Genomic DNA, 18,938 nt, shown 5'->3' on the forward strand with positions numbered 1-18,938 from the left:
CTTCGAGTTTACTACACCAGAGAATGAAGCACAAAGTTAGCCACAAACAGTACAGAAATGATATATAATGCAACAGGCACTTCCTTGCCCCGTCCTGCTGCCAGCTTGGCTACGGGGTATGCAATAAATCCAAATGCCATCCCGTCCACAATACTGTAAGTAAAGGGCATCATCACCATGATCAGAAATGCAGGAAACGCTTCAGTAAAATCACTGAAATCCATCTCTCGCACATTTTGCACCATTAGACCCCCAATGATGATCAACACGGGCGCAATGGCACTGTCAGGAATATAAGCCAACAGAGGAATAAAGAAAAACGTCGCTCCGAATAAAATAGCAGTTACCAGCGGTGTCATTCCCGAGCGTCCCCCCGCTGCAATGCCAGCCGTTGATTCCGCAGCGGCTACCGCCGGACTGCTACCCAAAATACCGGCAAAGATATTGGTTACAGCCAACACACGCAAGCTGTTTTTAAATAAATCCGGTCTTCCAATCATGTTGGTTTGTGCAGTAATCATACCAATATTCTCGAATAGCACAATGAGTAGGAGCAAAAAGACAGCGATCCAGAAAGCTACCGAGACAATGCCTGAAAAGGAAAGCTCTCCAAACAATTGCCCATACTGTCGCACCGTTTCAGAGGTTCGTACCGTGCTTGTAGGCTCTACAGCTCCTAGTATATAAGCAAGGCCAGTTCCCGCCAAAATGCTAATTAGTAAACCTCCCTGAACGTTACGCACAAACAATACAATAGCGAGCAGCAACGTTACACAAGCCGTAATTACCTTGGGATCATTAAAATGGCCAATAGCCACAAAAGTCGTCTGATGAGCAATCACGATGCCGCTTTTTTGCAATCCGATGAAGGTTAAAAACAACCCAATGCCCACCGTAATTCCGTGCTGCAAATTATGGGGAATCGCTTGGCTAATCAGCTTGTACAATGATGTAAAAGCCACAATGGCGAATAAAATCCCTGTGACGGCAACCACCATCAGCGCTTCCTGCCAGCTCAGCTTCATAGAATGTACGAGCGTATATGTGAAAAAAGCATTAATTCCCATCCCGGGTACAACGACCATTGGAGATTTCCCACCAAAAGCCATAAGCAGGCAGCCGATCATCGATGTCAGCAGCGTCCCGAGCATTGCCCCTTGGAGGGGAATCCCGGCATCTGCCAAAATAGTTGCATTAACCATAACAATGTATACAACGGAAAAATAAGAAATGGCCCCAGCGGCTAATTCCTTTTTCCAATGATGCTCGGGCTTGAAACCGAGACTTCTGGACCATAGTCCATCCTTCATACCAAAACCCTCCAGCAAGTTGTTCAATCTGATTGCAGTAAGCTGCGCTTTTTCAAAACAAAAAAGAGCTGTAGCAACTGTGACACAAAGGATGTGATGCACAGAACTACAGGTCTTAAAGTGAATACATACTGATGTAAATCTACGAATGCACTGCCATGCTATTTTTGCAACTTACACACCAGCGTGTTCTAACAAATCCTTCACGGCTACACTAACCATGATCAGTCCTGCTACCGGAGGTACAAATGCATTGCTTGCAGGCGGCTGCTTCGCCTTCCGAATTTCAGGCGCGTTTGCAGGTACAATTTTTTTTGTAATTTCTTCACGTGGCTTCATCGGTTCCTCATCGGAGAACACAACTTTGACGCCTTTGGTAATGCCTTCCTTGCGCAACTTGGTACGGATGACACGGGCAATCGGGTCCATTCTCGTCTGGGAAATATCCGCAACTTGAAAACGACTTGGATCCATTTTATTCGCAGCGCCCATACTGGAGATCATCGGAATCCCCCGTTTCAGGCATTCCTTAATCAAATGAATTTTATATATAATCGTATCCGAAGCATCCAGCACATAATCCAATTCGTACTTGAACAGTTCCTCATATGTTTCTTCTGTATAAAACATGTTCAGTGCAATCGCTTCACATTCAGGATTAATCAGCTTCACACGCTCTACCATCAGATCAGCCTTTTTTTGACCTACCGTCGTTGTCAACGCATGAATCTGGCGATTAATATTGGTGATATCTACAACATCTTTATCAATCAAAATGATGCGTCCAACACCCGTGCGCGCCAGTGCTTCCACTGCAATCGAACCGACACCGCCAATACCCAGCACGGCCACCGTGCTATTTTTCATAACCTCTAGACCTTCAGTTCCAATGGCCAGTTCCGTTCGTGAAAATTGATGCAACAATATGGTATATCCTCCCTCACTGATTTAAACTCTATGCCTGAACTCCAGCATACAAACCACGAACCCATTATCCATATGAGGGTAACGGGTTCATGGCATTCTATAAGCTATCTCATGCCAATGGATGGCACTTGCTAAGCCAAATGTTCGTCTTAAGCTTTAGGCGCAACAGGCTTCGGAGCAAGACGAATATGAAGCTGATCCAATTGAGCTTGATCCACTTCGGCTGGTGCATCCATAAGCAGGTCTGTCGCGCTGGCTGTTTTCGGGAATGCAATAGTTTCACGCAGGTTTGTACGACCTGCAAGCAGCATGACAAGACGGTCAAAACCGAAGGCAATACCACCATGTGGAGGCGTACCATATTCAAATGCATCTAGCAGGTAACCGAATTTATCCTTCACTTCTTCAGGCGGCAGATTGAGCGCTTTGAACATTTTTTCCTGAACTTCACGTTTGAAAATCCGCATCGAGCCACCACCCACTTCGTAGCCGTTCAGCACGATATCATAGGCCTGAGCACGAACTTGACCAGGATCTGTGTCCAAGAGGGCCAGGTCTTCTTCCTTCGGACGAGTGAACGGATGGTGCTCCGCTACATAACGTTTTTGTTCTTCGTCATAGCCGAGAAGCGGGAAGTCTACAACCCAGGCAAATTTGAATTTGTTATCGTCGATCAGTCCCAAATGACGGCCAATTTTCAGACGAAGTGCGCCCAATACATCAGCAACTACCTTTTTATTATCCGCAGAGAATAGTAACAGATCGCCTTCTTCGGCTCCTGTGCGCTCCTTCAATGCTTCGATTTCTTCCGGTGTGAAGAATTTAACGATAGGCCCCTTGAATTCGCCTTCTTTCACTTGAATCCAAGCCAAGCCCTTTGCTCCATAACGCGCTGCAAAAGGACCCAGGTCATCAATGTCCTTACGGCTCCACGTGCCACATCCTTTGGCATTAAGGACTTTAACTTCGCCACCCTTTTCAATTACGGAAGCAAATACTTTCACACCACTGGTTGCCACGATATCATTAACATTTATCAGCTCAAGACCAAAACGCAGGTCAGGCTTGTCAGAACCATACTTGTCCATTGCCTCTGCATGTGTAATCCGTTGGAACGGTGTTTCCAGTTCTACCCCAACTGTTTCTTTGAACAATTTCACCATAAGACGCTCCATCATTGGCAGCAAGTCATCCTGTTGCATAAAGGAGGTCTCAATATCGACCTGCGTAAATTCAGGCTGGCGGTCAGCACGCAAGTCTTCATCACGGAAACAACGTGCAATTTGGTAGTAGCGCTCCAGGCCACCCACCATCAGCAATTGCTTGTACAGTTGTGGCGATTGCGGCAAGGCGAAAAACTCACCCTCATGCACCCGGCTAGGTACCAGATAATCACGTGCGCCCTCTGGGGAGCTTTTCGTCAAAATTGGTGTTTCCACCTCGACAAACTCTTCTCCGTCCAGGAAGTCACGGAATATTTTTGCTGCTTTAGAGCGCAGTTTCAAGGTCTGGTACATTTCCGGACGACGCAGGTCCAAATAACGGTATTTTAAACGCAGAGACTCGTCCACTTCTACACCATTTTCAATGAAGAACGGAGGTGTTTTAGATGCATTCAATACTTCGATTTCAGTGACGCGTACCTCAATTTCACCTGTAGGCAGGTTCGGGTTAATCGTTTCTGCATCACGCTTAACAATAGTACCGGTAACCTCAAGCACGTATTCACTACGGACACGATCCGCAATTTGCAGTGCGTCACCGGAATATGCCGGATTAAACACGATTTGTACAATTCCGCTACGGTCACGTAGGTCTATAAAAAGTACGCCCCCCAAATCACGACGAGTTTGTACCCAACCGTTCAATGTAACTGTTTCTCCGATATGCGCATGAGTCAATGCGCCGCATTGATGACTCCTTTTCATAATACACACTCCTGTTTATGTTTAGTAGTTAATGCTATATGACAGCCAGAGGGAAACTTCCCCTGACTGATGTTACATTATTTTGTTTATCCTAATTCTTCCACCAGCTGATCCAGCTTAACGGTACGCTGCTCGCCGGTTTCCATGTTTTTCAGTGCAATTTCACCCTGAACCAGCTCATCCTCACCCAGAATCGCAGTATACCTTGCTTTAAAGCGATCGGCTGATTTCATCTGCGCCTTCATTTTACGCCCCAGATAATCTCGTTCTGCGGAAAATCCGGCTTGACGCAACTTGAATAGTTGTTTAGTTACTTCCGTTTCTGCTGCTTCTCCCAACGCTACCATATAGATATCTAACGGCTTGGCTTCGTTCAGTTTGACACCTTGATGCTCCAAGATCAGCTGAATTCGCTCCAGTCCAATGCCAAAACCAATGCCCGGCTGATCCGGTCCGCCCAGATCCCCAACCAATCCGTTGTAGCGGCCGCCTCCACCGATCGTGTCTATGGCACCAATTCCTTCGGCTTTGAATTCGAACGCTGTCAACGTATAATAATCCAGCCCCCGTACCAAGCGAGGGTTAACTGTATATTCCACGCCCATGGCATCCAAATTTTGCTTCACTTTCTCAAAGTGTGTGCGGGATTCCTCGTCCAAGCTATCCAAAATCGAAGGTGCACCTCCAAATTTGTCCTGGTCATCTTTGCTATCCAGCACTCGTAGCGGATTACGCTCAATGCGTGCTTGGCTCTCCTTGGTCAACGTATCCTTAATTGGCATCAAGAAGTCTACCAGATGCTGACGATAAGCTGCCCGGCTGGCTGCATTACCGACGGAGTTAATCTCCACCTGTACTCCTTTCAAGCCCAGTTCACGGCAGAATTGATACCCGAAAGCAATAACTTCTGCATCCAACGCCGGATCGACCGCACCAAATGCTTCAATTCCAAATTGGTGAAACTGGCGCTGACGCCCAGCCTGTGGACGCTCATACCGGAACATCGGGCCGATATAATACAGCTTAGTTACATCCGGCTCCCCGTATAGTTTGTTCTCCACATAGGAGCGGACAACCCCTGCTGTTCCTTCTGGACGCAAAGTCATGCTGCGCTTTCCTTTATCCTCAAAAGTATACATTTCTTTTTCCACCACATCCGTCGTTTCACCCACACCTCGAACGAACAAATTCGTTTGTTCGAACATGGGTGTACGAATCTCTCGGTAATTAAAGCGGCGGCTAATCTCACGGGCTTTTTCCTCGACAACTTGCCATTTTTCTACACTGCCCGGCAGCAAATCCTGTGTTCCCGTCGGTTTTTGAAAGGCCATTAACGTATCCCCCCATCGTTGTATTTCGTATTGTGCACTTCTTATTGCTCCACTTTCAAATAAAACAAAAAATCCCTCGTCCTGTTAACATTAACAGGGACGAGGGATTGTCGTTTACAAATCACCCGTGGTACCACCCACATTCCGGAGTTTACCCAGACAACCAGCATAAGAATCACTCATTGCCCGTCAGCATTATACTGACTCCGCTCATACGTATAACGCCCGTAACGCGCAGTACGGCTATTATGCAGGACCATCCACTGTCGGCACAGTTGCAATGTACTTTCAGTAGGGTTTCCTCAATTGTTCGCCGCCTGTTCTCGGGGAGGTCATTCATCCGCTCATCAAGGGAATTTTTACAGCCTGGAAATTCCTCTCTGCGCTTGTGGGTTCGGAGTACTTGGTCCCGTCATCAAATCATTTTTCATTATTTTATGATTTTAATGAACCGCTTCGACAAAGTCAAGACATTCTCCCTATAATCGGACAAATAAGGCTTATAAAAAGAAAAAACCTGCGGAAACGGTCCGCAGGTTCAAAAAGATATATCAAAAGGGGGTCATGCTGTTATTATAAACAACGAATATTAAGGAATGATGTTTCGAATATTACAATTGTATTACAGTCACTCTTTTGTAGCTGAATTTCTCCAGTATCGACAATCTCTTGTGTCGCGCTCTCAGCTTTAATCCAACTGCGATACATATCCACGATTGGAACGTAGCTTATAAATGACCTCATCATAATCGGCATCATTCACCTTTGCTGATAATACATACCGTAATTCATCTTGATCACCGTTAATATACACATCTGTCGCACGGAGCAACCCTCCGTCATGATTCGTTGTTCCACCCCGATCTTCATTCAGATCCCTTTGGGCTGAGCCAGAGTTAATCTGGTCATCCTTCGCATCTGGTAGAATATTCTCGCCATAAGCACCCGCCGCAGGGATTGCCGCACCTGCAGAGCCTCCTGTGCTCACAGAACCTGTATTGTTATAGGGGATCAACGGAATTAAAACTCTCGTCTCCCGACCGAGCGTATCATCCAAGGCACCTACTTCCAAATGTTCGGTTCTATAAGCTTGAAGCGAGGCTCTGGCACCCTCAGCTTCATCTTCTGTGCGAAAATAAGCCTGAATCTGTTTTGCCATATCAAATCCTCCTCGTTTGGGAATTGTACTGGCATTAATCTAAGGAAATATTCACGTTCAAATTACAACGCTTTTAATAACTCACGCACAAAGGCAGGCTCATCCTTAGGGGTCCGAGACGTAATAAAGTTACCGTCCACAACCGCCTCTCGATCCTCAAAATGAGCACCCGCATTAATCAAGTCATCTTTCAACGGAGGATAAGCAGTAATCGTCCGGCCTTGTAACAAATCGGCACTCGCCAAAATTTGTGGCCCGTGACAGATAGCGCCAATCGTTTTTTGGGCCTCGTTAATTTCAGTCACAAATTTCAGAACATGTGCATCCAATCGCAGATTTTCCGGGGAGGATCCGCCGGGAATAACAACTGCATCATAGTCACTTGATTTCACATCTGCAATGGCTTTTTCAATAGTGTAGCTTGCTTTACCTTGCTTACCGCTCACTTTCTCACCTTGCTTCAGCCCAACAATATCTGCCTCATGTCCAGCCTTTTTTAATTCATCATAAGGTACCTTCATTTCAGAATCTTCAAATTGGTCAGCTAATAAAAATGCAATTTTACTCATTAATGTTCAGATCTCCTTTCCGGTTACCCTCGAAAAAGTTAAAATTAAGTTTGTTTGTCTACCACGATTTGTTATTACCCGCTTGATCTGTTTTTATAACAATCGCAGCGGCGGAAAAGAAAAAGGAGCCTTTCGGCTCCTGCACTAATTCAATGCTACATATTTTATTTTTGACCTCTTTATGCTACTTCCGGGTAGCACCTCATAACGCTACATTTAACCCGATGTTACCTGCGTGGCAAAGCACCGCGTCCCGGCTTGTCGATGGCTGCTGCAACATGCTGTAATAACGTGTCAGCATTACGAGTAAGGCTGATTGCCTCCTGCATGCTACCGGGAAAAAGCAGCATAGTGCTTCGATGCCCGTCCATTTTTGGGGTTTGACGCATAGCTTCGTCTCTCCTGTCACCCTCAGGCTATCCGCCTGGCTAATCACCAATCGGGATGACATTATGGTCCCTCTGAACAGTTATTTTATTCTACTCAGATCACGCCATCAACGCATAGCTACGAACGTTCGGTATCCAAAATCAGTGTCACTGGGCCCCAGTTCGTCAATGAAACATCCATCATAGCCCCAAAAATTCCCGTTTCGACCTCCAAGCCCTTGGCTCGAAGCTGACTGTTGAAGAAATCATACAGCTTTTCCGCTTCCTCAGGTTTGGCCGCCCCCATAAAGTTAGGCCTTCTCCCTTTACGGCAGTCACCATACAACGTAAATTGAGAGACAGACAAAATGGCTCCACCGACATCCAGAACGCTGTCATTCATTTTACCTTCAGCATCCTCAAATATACGTAATCCCGCTGTTTTATCCGCCAAATAAACGGCATCGGCTGCAGTATCTCCCTGACCAATACCAACCAGCAGCATTAATCCGGTTCCAATCTTGCCGACCACCTTTTGATTCACCGTTACCTGAGCGTCTTTACAGCGCTGAATAATGATCTTCATCGCCTATCCGATATCTCCTTTAACCTTCCCTTTTAAAAGCTGCTCACAGCCGTATTATGGCTCTTTTAGCAACCCATGGGTCTTTCTACCCAAGATGTGTTACAAAGGCTATAAACCTATCTGTACGCTTAATAAGGTTATTGCATAATCCGATGCACAGTGTATACATCCTTCACCCGTTTGATCCGTTCGACAACAGAATGCAAATGATCCGTGTTGCGAATGAGAATCGTGATGTGAATCATCGCCATTTTATTTTTATCTGTACGACCTGTAACGGCCGAGAAGCTGGTTTTGTTCTCAGAAATGGCCTGAAGCACTTCATTCAGCAAACCGTTGCGATCATGCCCGGTAATCTCAATATCGACGCTGTAATTGACTTCCGCTGCTTCTTCCCACTCTACTTCAATCACACGTGCCTGGTCTTCGCCCGTACCCGAAGGAATATTCGGGCAATCCGTCCGGTGAACGGATACGCCGCGTCCACGTGTTACATAGCCAATGATGTCATCTCCCGGTACGGGATTACAACATCGTGCAAAACGAACGAGTAAATTATCGACGCCTCTGACGCTGACACCGTTGGTCGGTGTTTTTTTCCGTTCGCCCTGCGGCTTGTACTCCTTGACCTCGGTCGTCAGTTCGATCAACCGTGCCTCTTCTTGTTCCTTACGCAGCTTCTCTGTCAAACGTGTACAGACCTGCGCTGCGGTTATACCACCAAAGCCAATCGCAGACAGCATATCTTCGGAATCGTTAAAAGAGAACTTCTGTGCCACTTCCTGAAGCTTGTCGTCGCTCATCCACACCGATGGCTCGATATCACGTTTTCTCAGTTCACGTTCCAGATTTTCGCGGCCTTTTTCAACATTCTCCTCACGCTTTTCTTTCTTGAACCATTGTTTGATTTTACTGCGCGCGTGAGAGGACTGAGCAATTTTGAGCCAGTCCTGACTAGGTCCATAAGAATGCTTGGACGTCATAATTTCGACAATATCACCGGTTTTAAGCCGATAATCCAAAGGTACGATTCTTCCATTTACCTTAGAGCCAATCGTTCGATTGCCAACTTCGGTATGAATACGGAAAGCAAAGTCCAGCGGAACGGATCCGGCCGGCAACTCAATGACCTCTCCCTTAGGAGTAAACACAAACACAAGGTCTGAGAAAAAGTCCATTTTGAGCGATTCCACAAATTCCGACGCATCCTTCGCTTCATTTTGCAGCTCCAGAATTTCTCGAAAAAAGGTGATTTTATCCTCAAAGTTAGTGTTGTTTGCTCCGTTGCCTTCTTTATAGGCCCAATGGGCCGCAATCCCGAATTCAGCGGTACGGTGCATATCCACTGTGCGAATTTGTACCTCGGTAGGCTCCCCGTTGGGACCTACTACTGTCGTATGAAGGGACTGATACATATTGGCCTTAGGCATAGCGATATAATCCTTAAACCGCCCCGGCATCGGCTTCCACAACGTATGGATAATCCCCAGTGTGGCGTAACAGTCTTTAATGTTATCCACAATAATTCGAATCGCCAGCAAATCATATATTTCATTGAATTGCTTGTTCTTCGTCGTCATTTTTTTAAACACACTGTAAATATGTTTAGGGCGTCCGGACAGGTCAGCCTGAATACCCATCTCTTCCAGCTTTTCTCTGATACGCTGTATGACATTATCAATAAACTGCTCCCGCTCTGCCCGCTTTTTATGCATCAAATTAGCGATGCGATAATACTGCTGAGGATTCAGATAGCGTAAAGCAATATCTTCCATTTCCCATTTAATGGCCGAAATACCCAGTCGGTTTGCAACCGGACAGAAAATCTCTAACGTTTCATAAGCAATCCGACGCTGGCTTTCCTCTGACTGATATTTCAAAGTACGCATGTTATGCAGACGATCTGCTAACTTAATGACGATGACACGAATGTCCTGCGCCATAGCAATAAACATTTTTCGATAATTTTCGTTCTGTTGTTCTTCCTTGGAACGGAACTGAATACGCTCCAGCTTCGTCAGACCATCGACAAGCATCGCACATGTATCGCCAAAATGCTCGCGAATCTGCGCCAAAGACACCGTTGTATCCTCCACAACGTCATGTAAAAGAGCGGCGATAATGGAGATGGTATCCATCTGCATATTAACGACGATATCAGCAACCGCAAGCGGATGCAGAATATAAGGTTCACCGGACTTACGAGTCTGGCCGGAATGGGCCTGCTCGGCAAAATCATAGGCGTCCCTGATGCGGATAAGATCTGCTTCTCTGGTATAGGCCCCGGCCTTTTTAAGTAATTGCTCTATCCCCATTCTGCTCTATTCCGTGTCCTTTCTATGCAAAATGGAACCCGCCGATCAATGTCGCGCAAAGGTTCCCTTTTAAAAGTGATTTCCTACAATTATGACGGTTAGCACGTCACACGTCAACTATTACAGGTTTGGCATTGTCGCATTATTCTGTCACACATGGTAAGTAAAATCAGGATTGTTGACGAAATGAAACGAATTATATTGAAAAAATTACGAAAAGTAATTAATGTATATAAGAATAATTGAAAGAACTAAGGAGTGAACTGCGTTGCAACGCGAAATTCAAGTTAATGAAAAGCTACCGGCAGGACCTGGGTTCCTGCTCAGCGTACAGCATTTGTTTGCCATGTTTGGCAGCACTGTGCTGGTGCCGAATATTTTCGGCGTCGATCCCGGCATGATTTTGCTAATGAACGGTATTGGCACATTGTTGTACATATGGATCTGCCGCGGCAAAATTCCCGCCTATCTCGGCTCCAGCTTCGCTTTTATCGCTCCCGTCAGTCTTGTGCTTAAAAACAATCCCGGCGGCAACGGCTATGCTATGGCCCTCGGTGCTTTCATCGTTACAGGTATTATTTTCTGCCTCGTCGCACTGGTGATCAAATATGCCGGAACCCGTTGGCTGGACGTCGTTTTTCCTCCAGCTGTTATGGGCTCCATCGTAGCCTTAATCGGTCTGGAACTGGTTCCGGTTGCAGCAGGTATGGCAGGCATTATCAATGCCGATCCTACTAAGGCCTGGACTCCAGATCCCAAAACGATTACTCTTTCGCTCGTTACACTCGGGGTCACTGTTCTGGGTGCGGTATTGTTTCGCGGGTTTGCCAAAATCATTCATATTCTGATTGGTATCGTAGTGGGCTATGTACTTGCTTATTTTATGGGCATGGTCAATACACAAGCCATTGCAGACGCTCCTTTTTTCGGACATCCTGCAATTACCACTCCCGTTTTTAATACCTCTGCTATGCTGACGATTCTTCCTGTTGCTCTGGTCGTCATCGTAGAGCATATTGGTCACTTGCTTGTGACTAGCAACATTGTCGGACGCGAGCTATCCAAAGATCCTGGTCTCCATCGCTCTCTGCTAGGTAACGGTATTTCCACCGTCATTTCCGGTTTTGTTGGTTCTACACCTAACACGACTTATGGTGAAAATATTGGTGTCATGGCATTAACTAAAGTGTACTCTGTATGGGTCATTGGCGGAGCGGCTGTCATTGCCATCCTATTGTCCTTCTCAGGCACGTTCTCAGCGATTGTTTCTAATATTCCAGCTCCAGTTATGGGTGGCGTATCCTTACTATTATTCGGTGTCATCGCTGCCTCCGGTCTAAGAATCTTCGTTGAGCAAAAGGTTGATTTCGCCAAGCCAACCAACATGCTGCTTGCGACCATCGTGCTTGTTGTCGGAATCAGCGGTACTACGCTCACTTGGGGCGCTGTAACCTTGAAAGGTATGGCATTGGCTACAATCATCGGCATCATCCTCAGCTTGTTCTTTAAGCTGATTGACGTGCTCGGCTGGTCCAACGATAAATCGCAGGAACCTTTAACCGAGAAAACACCAGATTGATATCTTTTTTTCAACTTTAAAACGCCGCTCCATGTTAGTTATTGATCAACACGCTCAGGCTGTATAGACAAGCGTGTAAAAAAGATCCATATCTCATGGAGCGGCGTTTTTTTATGCACGGCCTTTTTTTAATAGATAATCCTTCATCCTTCTCCAGAGCGCCCCCTCCACGTTAGTTGCAATATCCGCTTTAACCCTCGATATGCAACGAGCAGCATTTTTACTTATTTCCTTATCTAGCTTCTGCTTAGCAAAAAAATAAGGACAAAAAACTGATTGAAATCAGCATGACCTCTATGCTCCTTATGGCCACCTCTACTCTTTTTCTTCATAGACAATTTTTTAAAAAATTATTAAATATCTCCAACAAAGTGGCTGGTGGTTTGTACCAATTAAACAAAGCCCAAACTTAAAACACTGCTAAACAAAATAGTCCGATGGAGCAACTCTTTAGATAAAGAGATGTTCCATCGGACTATTTAGGCGATCCGCACATAATTATTTCCCGGGAAACCCGGGTTTCGAAATACTTAATACGTAATCAGGGTGAATACATCTACATCAGGCAGTTTCGCCCGACCGTTTAGATCAGATAGCTCAATAAGAAAAGCAGCCCCTGCTACATTGCCACCAAGTTGGCGTACCAAGTTCACGGATGTAGCGATGGTTCCACCTGTAGCCAGCAGGTCATCAGCAATCAGAACATTTTGGCCTGGCTCTATAGCATCCTTATGCATCGCCAGTGTATCTTTACCATACTCCAAACCGTATGCTTCCTCAATGGTTTCCCCAGGGAGCTTGCCACTTTTACGGATGGGAATAAAACCAACACCAAGCGCATAAGCCAAAGGAGCACCAACAACGAACCCACGTGCTTCTGGCCCTGCAATCAAATCAATTTTCAAATCCGATACCAGTTCCTTCATATCGTTGATAGCCTTGCGGTACAGTTCACCATTTTTCATCAGGGTCGTAATGTCCTTAAAACTAATCCCTGGTTGTGGAAAATCGGAAATCACCCGAATATATTCTTTGTAGTCCAACTTAGTTCCTCCTACTGTAACTTCAAATTAGTATATACATTTTACAACATAAATTGCGAAATAGTATCTCAAGACGCACCCTTCATAAGCGACATAATCCAGCTCGTCATCTGGGTAGTGTCCGCATCCAGCAAATACTTCTCCATTTCAGCCATATTATACAATTCCTGATAGCGTGGAGAAGCGGTTAAATCCCGCTTAGGCGGATTGGATACAAAACGGAATTGACCATCTGTACGCGTCATAAACTCAAGCTCTTCGAAGATGTCCAATACTTTGGATAACATGCGTACTGAACAGGAACACTGTCGGCTAAGAGCAGGCAGCATTGCTTTTTCATCAATAGGCTGTGTCCCCATTCGAGAAAGCACAACGTAAATGCGCTTGAACAGCTCTCTGTCAGGGCTTACGAGTCGACCGCCACGCTCACTGACCGAATGAAGGAGAAATACGTTCTCTACATTCTCAAAGGTAGACCATAATGCCTGAAACTGAACCGGTGTATCCGGCGGCTCTAGTACGAACAGCGACTTTACAGAGTGCTGTGCATCTCTTTGACCATCACTGGGAAAAACGCTACCGTCTTTATCGTATAACCATAAGGATTCAGCGTCCACGGAGCTCGATGGACGAAGCCTGGATGACGGATGAATCAACACCGCAACGTCTTTCTTTCTTTCCTCAATACGTGGATGAAAAATCTTCAGTCCCCGTTCTAATTCGGCAAAAGGGTCCGACACTCCACGATAATCAAAAATTTGTGGCGCCTGCACTCGAATGTCCTGCATCATTAGCTGAAGAGACCGTTTACCGTTCCATTCGTTAATTGACAATTCACCCAGCAGATCTATCTCTGTTTGTTGCTGTAAAAAATCAGCCAATTCGCCACGACGGAAGGCAATCGCGTCCAGCGATAAACCGTTCTGCTCCAGCAGGAGCTTCACATGATTTTTCTCACGTCCCATTTTACGAGCCTCGCGCAATTGCAGACCCTGTAATACGAATCGTGGAGAAGGATTCCCCATACCAAAAGGCTGAAGCAACTCCAGTTCTTCAACCACTTGTAAAGACACCTCGTCCAGACGACAGACCATATCGGCCTCAGCTACAGGAATGAGATCTTCTGGTGTCAGAATGGAACCCGCATAGCGGTTCAGCTGCTCTTCAAACAATTTCAGATTGTCACGGGACAGCGTCATACCCGCAGCCGAAGGGTGACCACCAAAATGCTCCATAAGCTCATGGCTGTCCGTAAGAGCACTGTAGATATCCAATGCAGGAATAGACCGGGCAGAACCTTTGCACGTGCCTGTCTCAGCATCTATACCAAGAATAATGGTCGGTCGATAATAGCGATCCAATAGCTTGGATGCCACAATTCCGACAACGCCGACATTCCAGCCTTCACCAGCCAACACAATAACTGACGGTAGCTTGCCTCCATTCAGTTTGGAGGCCAATTGTTGCTCGGCTTGCTCCACAATACGTTCGACCACCTGTTGACGCTCACGATTGAGCAGATCCAGCGCATGCGCAAGTTGGTCTGCTTCTTCCTCTTTTTCTGTCGTCAGCAGAGAAACTGCTCGTCCCGCATGATCCAGGCGCCCGCTGGCATTAATCCGCGGAGCCAATGCAAATGCGATATTGACTGAAGTCACTGTAGATATATCCACGCCCGCTACATGGAGCAACGCACGGATACCCGGAAATGCAGAGTTTCTCATGGATTGAATCCCTCTGCTTACCATCGTCCGATTTTCACCATGTAGTGGCATCAGATCGGCTACCGTGCCGATAGCGGCGATTTCAAACCATTCCTCTGGCACCTCACCCAACAGCGCCTGAGCGAGCTTCAGGGCAACACCAACCCCTGCAAGACCTTTAAATGGGTATGGGCAACCGGGTAGCTTCGGATTAATCAAAGTATATGCCTCGGGAAGTACAGCAGGCGGCTCATGATGATCCGTCACTATAACATCTATCCCCAAGGAAGTTGCATAAGCAATTTGCTCTACTGCACTAATTCCCGTATCTACCGTAATGACCAGCGTAACTCCCTGCTGATGAGCCCAATCAAGAGCATGGTTATGCAGACCATATCCCTCATTAGAACGATGGGGAATATAAATATCATAAGAAGCCTTGAGAAAACGCATGAGCTGAATCATCAATGATGTACTGGACACGCCGTCCGCATCATAATCGCCATAGATTAATATATGCTCGCCACGTTCCAGAGCCTGGCGAATTCTCGGTACAGCCTCTTTCATACCAAGAAGCAAAAAAGGGTCGTGTACATCGTCCACACTTCCGTACAAAAAGCGGTTTGCTTCCCCGGCGGTAGTGACGCCCCGGTTCACTAAAAGCCGGGACAACAATGGTGAAATCCCCAGCTCTTCTGTCAACAGCTGAGCCGCTTCTAGGTTAGCCTCTGGGGTCTTCCATCTGTACTGCGAATGAAGCAATCCTGTTCACCTTTCTTTCATAGTCATCCTGCTCTATTGAAGCAACGACGACACATCATTATCTGGCAGTTCATGATTGGATTTGTAAGGATACCCGGCTTGATAAGGAATGAACTGCATTTGTACATGGGTCACCTGTGGAAAACGGGCTAACAGTAGATTTTTGGCTCGATCGGCGATTTCCTGCGCTTCCTGTACCGTAATCCGCGGGTTCACACTTATCGTTACATCCACTGTTATGAAATGGCCTGTTTCCTGGGCATGTAAGTGCTCAACCGTTACAATACCATACACCCGTTGAATCGTCTCCATAAAGCGGCGGGAGTCTTCCTCCTGCAAGGGCTGTGCAGGAACCTGGTAAGCGGTATTCATTACCATCAAATATCCTTTGCGAAGCACCAGACAGGCTACCAGCAAAGCTGCGGTTGGATCAAGATATAATAATGCAGGCCATTCCATTGCTTCGCCAGTCATTGCACCGATCATGCCGATCAATGCAATCAACGATGCATACAGCGAGTAACGTTCATGGTTAGCGTACCGATCTGCTTCCGCTTTATGACCATGTTTAATCGAATAGCGATATTGAAACTGAAATAACGCCTCTCTCAACACCAACGCAATAAATACGGTAGTTAATGCATACAGACTAGGAGCCTGCGGTTCCGAACTGCTTAATGAACGAACCGCCGAGATAGCTAGCTGAAGACCACTCATCAGCACTAAAATAGCCAGCACTACAGATATGATCGTCCTAACTTTTTCACCGTTCCGCAACCGTGCCAGCATTCCGTGCCCTGTAGCACCCTTGGAAAACAGAAGCTCCTGCAAACGGGAAGCACTATCCGCAGCCGTGTGCAGTGCATCCCCCAACAACGCCTTGCTGTTTGCCGCATAACCGACGGTTCCCTTTAGAACAGCCAGCGCGAAATTGCCTACAATCCCGCTCAACGCCGCAGTTTCCAATGATCGGCTGCGTTCGCTATTCACAACGTTTCCCCCTCAATCCTGAACTAACCCTTTCCTAATAAAGCTCCATTCTAAAATAACCGAATTTCTCAAAACAAAAAACCATTCTCATTTAAGTGTCCACTATTGTGCCTTACTCAAGGTAAATCTCAAAACCTTAGAAAACCGCGCCCAGGCAGACGCGGCTTTCTCTTTAATTTATACTACTGGTATTTACGTAACTTAAGACTTTGCAGTTTTGGCCGCGCCCCCGCCGGCTGTCGGAGATTTTTGTTTTCCTTTCAAAGCTACCCACAGCGGACTGGCAATGAAAATGGAGGAATAAGCACCAAACAACAAACCAATGACCATCGCAAGTGAGAACATACGGATCGATTCGCCGCCAAATATGAACAAACATAAGGAGGCAATAAATACCGTAAACACGGTTGCAAGTGAACGAGTCATTGTCTGGGCAATACTGTGATCAACTACCTGCTCTAAGTCGTCCCTAGACTTCTTCTTCGCAAATCGTAGATTTTCCCGTATACGGTCAAAAATAACGACAGTGTCATTAATGGAGAAACCGACAATCGTCAGAATTGCCGTAATAAAGGTCAAATCCACCTCAAGCCGGAAAATCGAGAAAATACTGATGACGAGGAAGGCATCATGCAGCAACGAAACAATTGCTGCAACGGCAAACCGCCATTCAAAACGGATTGAGATATAAATAGCGATAGCCACAGAAGCCAATAAAATCGCCCATAACGCATTTCGTTCTAGTTCTTGCGCCATTTCCGTATCCACTGTATTGACCTCAAAGGAGGCCTTCGGATCCAGTTCTTTATTAAAAGAAGTCTTAAAGTTATTCACTTGCTGATCCGTCAAAACCTGCGAGAAGCGAATACCGAAGCGTTCTTTACCCTGCGTATAATCGACCTCTTTGCCGATCTCCTGCTTGTTCAGCAAAGTCTGGATCTGTTCTTGTGTAACTACTTTAGTCAGATTGACATCCACATTGGAACCGGAACGGAAATCCACCCCGTAATTCAGACCAAATATCGATAAGCTCAGAATACCAAGCAGTGTGATAATAATCGAGAACGTGTAAAACCACTTGCTCATCTTAATATATTTCAAGTTCCAATTAAAGCGCACTGATATCACTCTCCTTCACACCAAAATACTTGGCCTTCTTCACAACATCCGCTTTAACCAGCAGATTGAGTAAGAAGCGGGAGAAGAAGATATTCGTCAAAATACTGGTGACAATATCAACGATGAGCACCAAAGCGAATCCTCGAACGGAGCCTGTTCCCAGACCAAACATAACCGCTGCCGCTATAATTGTCGTAACATTGGCATCCATAACGGTACGGAACGAAGCCTTACTACCTGCAATGACAGAAGAACGAATCGTTTTGCCTGACTTGATTTCTTCTTTAATCCGTTCATACGTAATGATATTGGCATCTACCGCCATCCCGATCCCGAGCACGAAGGCTGCAATACCCGGAAGCGTAAGCACGAATCCACCCAAATAAAAGATGGCAAGCACCACCCAGGTATGAACGATGAGACAGAAACTAGCGACTAATCCCGGTACACGGAACATCGCAATCATAAATACCAGAATAATGATCGAGCCGATCAACCCAGCACGAATCGTCTGATCTAGTGACAATTGGCCCAGCGTAGCACCTACACTCTGAGAATATTTTTCCGTCAGTTTGAGCGGAAGGGCACCCAGATTAATTGTATCCGCCAGTTTATTCGCTTCATCACGAGTGTAGCTACCTGTGATTGACGCGCTACCGTCCGTTAATTCCCCACGTACTGTAGGTGCAGACAGCAATTCCTGATCCAGGAAAATAGCCAATTCTTTATTCAGAAGTCGCTTTGTGATTTCTGCAAATTTAGCTTTGTCCTTCACTTTGATACTAATCTCAGGTTGGTTCAGCTGATCATAGCCGACAACAGCGCCATTCTCCACAAAATCATTACCGCGGAGCTCAATTTTGCTGTATTGGCCTGGCTTTTTAGCATCCGCTGCCGTTGCACTGCGGAAGGTCAACTCGGCAGGCTTTTTCAGCATAGAGCGCACTTCTGCTTCATTAGAGACACCAGCAAGCCGCACACGAATACGGTTGGTACCCTCTGTTGTTACTTCCGGCTCAGTTGTACCAAGCGCGTTTATCCGTCTCTCCAGACTTTGAGCTGTTTGTATAAGAGACTGGCTGGTTACACTCTGCCCGGCTTCCAAAGGCTGGGCTTCATATAAAATTTCAAAGCCTCCCTTTAAATCGAGGCCTAATTTTAAACTGTTCAGTAGGCCCGGGCTTGTCCCGATCATAACACCAGTAGTTATGAGCACGACCACGATGAAACTTAGAATTCTCTTCATTCC

At 46.2% G+C, this 18,938-nt stretch carries 15 protein-coding genes; 1 reads left to right on the forward strand and 14 read right to left on the reverse strand.

What is annotated here, in order from left to right:
• Positions 1-11: 11 nt before the first annotated feature.
• From AOU00_RS06230 to AOU00_RS06265, 9 genes are all read right to left on the reverse strand, one after another.
• On the reverse strand, positions 12-1,310 hold the full coding sequence (locus AOU00_RS06230; protein WP_061829368.1) for an NCS2 family permease: 1,299 nt from the start codon (positions 1,308-1,310) through the stop codon (positions 12-14).
• Positions 1,311-1,484: 174 nt separating this feature from the next.
• On the reverse strand, positions 1,485-2,234 hold the full coding sequence (locus tag AOU00_RS06235; RefSeq protein WP_013311554.1) for a tRNA threonylcarbamoyladenosine dehydratase: 750 nt from the start codon (positions 2,232-2,234) through the stop codon (positions 1,485-1,487).
• 152 nt (positions 2,235-2,386) lie between these two features.
• Positions 2,387-4,165, reverse strand: a complete 1,779-nt coding sequence (gene aspS, locus AOU00_RS06240; RefSeq protein ID WP_061829369.1) for an aspartate--tRNA ligase — start codon at positions 4,163-4,165, stop codon at positions 2,387-2,389.
• Between the two features lie 86 nt (positions 4,166-4,251).
• Complete coding sequence (gene hisS, locus AOU00_RS06245) at positions 4,252-5,496, reverse strand: histidine--tRNA ligase (protein WP_023989920.1); 1,245 nt, start codon at positions 5,494-5,496, stop codon at positions 4,252-4,254.
• A gap of 688 nt (positions 5,497-6,184) precedes the next feature.
• A complete protein-coding gene (locus AOU00_RS06250) occupies positions 6,185-6,655 on the reverse strand; it encodes a hypothetical protein (protein ID WP_061829370.1) in 471 nt (156 codons plus the stop codon).
• 62 nt (positions 6,656-6,717) lie between these two features.
• The gene (locus AOU00_RS06255) at positions 6,718-7,224 is read right to left on the reverse strand and encodes a type 1 glutamine amidotransferase domain-containing protein (RefSeq protein WP_061829371.1); all 507 of its coding nucleotides are present in this window, start codon (positions 7,222-7,224) and stop codon (positions 6,718-6,720) included.
• Between the two features lie 227 nt (positions 7,225-7,451).
• Entirely contained in the window at positions 7,452-7,613 is a 162-nt protein-coding gene (locus AOU00_RS26540; RefSeq protein ID WP_172828268.1) for a hypothetical protein, read from the reverse strand.
• 118 nt (positions 7,614-7,731) lie between these two features.
• On the reverse strand, positions 7,732-8,178 hold the full coding sequence (gene dtd / locus AOU00_RS06260; protein ID WP_023989923.1) for a D-aminoacyl-tRNA deacylase: 447 nt from the start codon (positions 8,176-8,178) through the stop codon (positions 7,732-7,734).
• A 137-nt stretch (positions 8,179-8,315) separates the two neighbouring features.
• A complete protein-coding gene (locus AOU00_RS06265) occupies positions 8,316-10,493 on the reverse strand; it encodes a RelA/SpoT family protein (RefSeq protein ID WP_025720225.1) in 2,178 nt (725 codons plus the stop codon).
• 268 nt (positions 10,494-10,761) lie between these two features.
• Between AOU00_RS06265 and uraA the strand changes: the two genes are divergently transcribed.
• Entirely contained in the window at positions 10,762-12,072 is a 1,311-nt protein-coding gene (uraA, locus tag AOU00_RS06270) for a uracil permease (RefSeq protein ID WP_061829372.1), read from the forward strand.
• Positions 12,073-12,602: 530 nt separating this feature from the next.
• Here the strand turns inward: uraA and AOU00_RS06275 are convergent.
• From AOU00_RS06275 to secD, 5 genes are all read right to left on the reverse strand, one after another.
• Positions 12,603-13,115 (reverse strand): adenine phosphoribosyltransferase, encoded by a 513-nt coding sequence (locus AOU00_RS06275; RefSeq protein WP_023989926.1) that lies wholly within the window; start codon positions 13,113-13,115, stop codon positions 12,603-12,605.
• A 68-nt stretch (positions 13,116-13,183) separates the two neighbouring features.
• The gene (gene recJ, locus AOU00_RS06280; protein WP_069290195.1) at positions 13,184-15,580 is read right to left on the reverse strand and encodes a single-stranded-DNA-specific exonuclease RecJ; all 2,397 of its coding nucleotides are present in this window, start codon (positions 15,578-15,580) and stop codon (positions 13,184-13,186) included.
• A gap of 33 nt (positions 15,581-15,613) precedes the next feature.
• Positions 15,614-16,570: a cation diffusion facilitator family transporter gene (locus tag AOU00_RS06285; RefSeq protein WP_069290196.1), complete on the reverse strand. Its 957-nt coding sequence runs from the start codon at positions 16,568-16,570 to the stop codon at positions 15,614-15,616.
• Between the two features lie 201 nt (positions 16,571-16,771).
• On the reverse strand, positions 16,772-17,689 hold the full coding sequence (secF, locus tag AOU00_RS06290) for a protein translocase subunit SecF (RefSeq protein WP_081330683.1): 918 nt from the start codon (positions 17,687-17,689) through the stop codon (positions 16,772-16,774).
• Positions 17,679-18,935, reverse strand: coding sequence for a protein translocase subunit SecD (secD, locus tag AOU00_RS06295; protein WP_069290197.1), 1,257 nt, complete (start codon positions 18,933-18,935; stop codon positions 17,679-17,681). The genes secF and secD overlap by 11 nt, the downstream gene beginning before the upstream one ends.
• Positions 18,936-18,938 lie beyond the last annotated feature (3 nt).

The sequence above is a fragment of the Paenibacillus polymyxa genome, assembly GCF_001719045.1.
GTDB classification, from domain to species: Bacteria; Bacillota; Bacilli; order Paenibacillales; family Paenibacillaceae; genus Paenibacillus; species Paenibacillus polymyxa_B.